Source organism: Roseibium sp. RKSG952, from assembly GCF_009711355.1.
Map to the genome: position 1 here is coordinate 1 of NZ_SMMF01000391.1, position 801 is coordinate 801.

1 tRNA gene is annotated in these 801 nt (G+C 53.6%); it reads left to right on the forward strand.

From position 1 onward, the window contains the following. Nucleotides 1–660: 660 nt before the first annotated feature. Nucleotides 661–737, forward strand: a tRNA-Glu gene (locus E1297_RS01185). The last annotated feature ends 64 nt before the right edge of the window (nucleotides 738–801 follow it).

An 801-nucleotide genomic window follows, 5' to 3' on the forward strand; every position in this document is an offset into this window, starting at 1 on the left:
CCGTCCTTCAGGGCGGGGAAGACGTTAACTGCAAAAGAAACTAGCCCGAAGGCTGCTGAAACGAGGAACTTGCATTTTTCACGTTTCAGGAACATATTCCAGACAGCGCGCATAGTTGACAAGATGCCATGGCGCGCACGGCAACAGACAGATGGAATTCGAAGAATGAACGCACGTGCCGTTCACATCGCAGTGGCTGTCGAACGTCGGGAGGAAGATATCTTCCCGCGGTAGCCGTGCTTGCGGCGGCCGCAGATAACGGCGGCCGCTTCGAAATCCTGAAAAGAGAATTCATGCAAAGGGTCGTCGTTCATTCGGCGGCCTTTTTTCATTTTTCGAACCATCAAGCCAAGGAGGTCCGATGCCGGACGACGAAGACGATACCGACGAAGGCGACGAAGAACGCCCGGAAACCACAATCGAACGCATCTCGACGTCGCTCTTACGGAGCGCGAACGGGGTAGTGTATTATTATTTCTAAGTCATTGAAATAATTATATTTTTTAGCTTTTTGATGTTGACGGCGGCATTTCGACCGGTTACCTTTAATACATCGATGACGACACGCCCTTGCAGGTCCAGTCCGGAGTGTACGCCGCACTGTCTACGCAGAGATCGGGTTCAAGCCCCGCCGGAGGTGCCAGTCATTCAAGTGAGTATACAGGTATCGTCTAGCGGTCCAAGACACCGCCCTTTCAAGGCGGAGATCGCGGGTTCAAATCCCGTTACCTGTACCACTCATCCGGGGATGTAGCTCAGATGGTTAGAGCACCGGCCTGTCACGCCGGAGGTCGCGGGTTC